This window comes from Streptosporangium sp. NPDC006007 (assembly GCF_040614315.1).
Classification (GTDB): domain Bacteria; phylum Actinomycetota; class Actinomycetes; order Streptosporangiales; family Streptosporangiaceae; genus Streptosporangium.
The window spans coordinates 1-2722 of record NZ_JBEXUG010000093.1 but is presented as its reverse complement, the minus strand read 5'-3'; the positions used below and the strand labels follow the sequence as shown (position 1 = coordinate 2722).

Here is a 2722-nt window from a genome sequence, read left to right as displayed (position 1 = left end):
AACCTGGGTCCCCGCCACCCGGCTCACCCCCGGAGCCTGGCTACGCACCAGCACCGGAACCCACCTCCAAATCACCGCCATCGCCAAGCGCACCGTCAACAGCCAACGAGTCCACAACCTCACCATCGCCGACACGCACACCTACCATGTCGGGGCAGGAGTCGCCGACGTTCTTGTTCACAACGCCAACTGTCCCCGTGATGCCAATGGCAGGTTTACCTCTGGTGAAAACGTTGATGCTGCTCGCGGTCGACTCACGCACAAAAACTACCGAACCGCGTTGGGTAGTGGTTATAAATACGAAGAGCGTCTTCCGAGTGGTGGAAGACCGGATGCGATCGACTGGAAGAACAGGGTGGTGCGCGAACTGAAGTCTGATGCCCCGAGCAGCATAGCCACTGGGCGTCGACAGCTGGCTCGTTATGTAGCCGAGCTGGAGCGAATCACCGGCAAAAAATGGAATGGCATTCTCGATATTTACAAAAGGTAGGAAATGATAAATAGAGTTGCGCTAGCAAACGTGTTCAATGAAACCCTTAGGCCCCTGAACTTTCGACGCCGCGGCGACAACTGGTATCGACGCGGAGAAGAAATATATGCGATTGTAAACATTCAGCGATCGAGATGGGATGACCTGTGCTACATAAACATCGGCTTCTCTTTGGTTGATCGTCTATATGGAGACTGGATTCCGGAGCCAAAGTGCTTGGTTCGCTTCAGGGTTGAGGCGTTGAATTGTGTTTCCTGTGATACCTTGAGTTTGCTTGACGAGGAAAAACCCATACGAATGAGCGAGGCAGAAAGGCACTCCGCCATAGCCGCTGGGATTGGAGTTCCCGTTGCTCGGACTGTGGGAGACATTGTTGATTTCGCGGGACTCAAGAGACTCCTGAAGTCTGATATGTTGGATGGAGGGGTGTTTGTTCATCGGGAAATCAGTGAGATGCTCGATTAGTTCTATCGGTGTTGGGTGCTGCTCTGATGCGCCTCGGCGAACCCTCTAACTTCGAATAGATGTTTGAAGTCGATGGCTTATTCGGCTCCTTTTGGGGGCGGATGAAACCGGAATGAAGCCGACGACAGGCTTCTGACCACCGACCCCGAGACCGGCCGCACCGAGGCCAAGCCGGTGGTGGATCTCATTGTCGGCGAAGGAGTCAAGAACCTCGCGCAAATCACCGAGGCTTATTCGGAAAGTGGAAAGTCTAGCCATTTGAAGAAATAGAGTTCCACTATAGTCATGTACGCGTCTTGGGACTTGTGCAGCGATGCCCGGAACGGCGTGGACGGCATTCTTCAGCCCTTGAGATGAGCAATCGCCCTCTCGACGGCCGCGCGCATCGAATTTCTGATGGCATTATTCCTCGCGATATCCGGATGCAGCCTTCCGGTCTTTGACCGCCTCTTGTTCGGACTGAATTCCACGTGCCCCTGATACCCTTTATCGCCGCACTTCACCATCCCTTCGAGCTGATCGGCCAGGCCAGACTCATGAAAAGCTCGGGCATCGTGCCGCGAACCCGGCACCGGCTCGCCGACGGAGAAGCCGCGATCTGCAGGTTGAAACAAGTACATTTGCGCTTCCCGCTGTACATGCCGGTCGCATCGCGCCAGTTCAGAACAGGGGCGAAGGTCCCGTCCACCAGTACATCCCCCGATCCGATCACTTCCCGGGGGAACGGGACGAAAGACCGTGGGGCCGGCGCGAGAACAGGCCGGATCAGATCCCATCGCCTGCTCACCGTCGACTGCGAAACCCCGAAAACCCCGCGATCTCATTCTGCGTCATATTCGTTCGGAGAAGGGTGACAACGACTACCACGGAAGAGAACAAACCCAGGCAAGCAGGCCGCCCGCCCGGCTTGGCGACGTCACCGACCCGCTCCCGCACCAGGCTATGCAGCTCAATCAGTTGCGCGTAAGCCAGGCCGGTAATACTCTGGAAGTCCAACGGTTCCTCCGTCTCTCGTGATTTGCACCCGAGATTCCACGGCAGGAACCGTTGCTGTTTTCGTCGCTTGATCAACTCCTTACTCAAAACCGGAGAAACCCGGACCATCACCCCTGCGCGACCCCATGGATCAAGAACAACGACGAAAACCCTTATGAATGAGCCTCTATGTATCCGGTGTAAAGCATGGCAAGCATAAAGATGCGGCTACTCAGCGAGTTTCACAAGCCACTGTCAGACGAGATGGTCGTTCCCCTGGAGATCCTACAGTCAATTCCTTTAGAGACATGCTCCCCCTTGTTCATATAGATGCATATGGTGATACGATCTTCAATCGTTCGCAAATGGAGGTCATTATTTCAGAAATAGAAAGTCTACTAAATTCCTCTCGCCAATTCTCGCTCAAGGAGCGAATATTTCTCGATGACCTAAGGAGGCTCTGTACTCTGGGAGATGTTGGGCCTCATCGCTATCTATGGATAAAAGGGATGTAACAAATGAGCTTTTTTATCTTGCTTAGTGGAGTTGAAGGATGAGGGTCGCCTTGATGAGTTGACCTGCGCTAAACGGGCAGCAACGCAACACCTTCAGGGCGCACAGTTCTTCACCATGACATTTTCCCTATATGGCTCCAACCTCGTCGCAGAGCGTTTGATCTGGCAATTCCCTGAAACTGCAAACTGCTGGTCGCCGCGGTCACCGCGCTGGCCAAGATCGCCGCCGACGAGCTCGGTATCACCGCGGGCATCCAGTGCTTCACCACCGGAAACC

General features: G+C 54.6%; 4 protein-coding genes. 2 read left to right on the top strand and 2 right to left on the bottom strand.

Features of this window, described 5'->3' with window-relative positions:
• Both ABZ194_RS30215 and ABZ194_RS30210 read left to right on the top strand, forming a co-directional pair.
• Positions 1-490: polymorphic toxin-type HINT domain-containing protein (locus ABZ194_RS30215; protein WP_355600423.1), on the top strand; the 490-nt coding region annotated here is incomplete at its 5' end.
• A gap of 3 nt (positions 491-493) precedes the next feature.
• Entirely contained in the window at positions 494-955 is a 462-nt protein-coding gene (locus tag ABZ194_RS30210; protein WP_355600422.1) for a DUF4304 domain-containing protein, read from the top strand.
• Positions 956-1296: 341 nt separating this feature from the next.
• Here the strand turns inward: ABZ194_RS30210 and ABZ194_RS30205 are convergent, their stop codons facing one another.
• Together ABZ194_RS30205 and ABZ194_RS30200 are read right to left on the bottom strand one after the other, a co-directional pair.
• Positions 1297-1575, bottom strand: coding sequence for a transposase family protein (locus tag ABZ194_RS30205; RefSeq protein WP_355600421.1), 279 nt, complete (start codon positions 1573-1575; stop codon positions 1297-1299).
• A 963-nt stretch (positions 1576-2538) separates the two neighbouring features.
• On the bottom strand, positions 2539-2722 hold a 184-nt coding region (locus ABZ194_RS30200), incomplete at its 5' end, for a hypothetical protein (RefSeq protein WP_355600420.1).

Bases quoted from the DNA above. Each gene is read 5' to 3' on its own strand.
- ABZ194_RS30210 (WP_355600422.1), top strand. From the start codon at position 494: ATGATAAATAGAGTTGCGCTAGCAAACGTGTTCAATGAAACCCTTAGG.
- ABZ194_RS30205 (WP_355600421.1), bottom strand. From the start codon at position 1,575: ATGTACTTGTTTCAACCTGCAGATCGCGGCTTCTCCGTCGGCGAGCCG.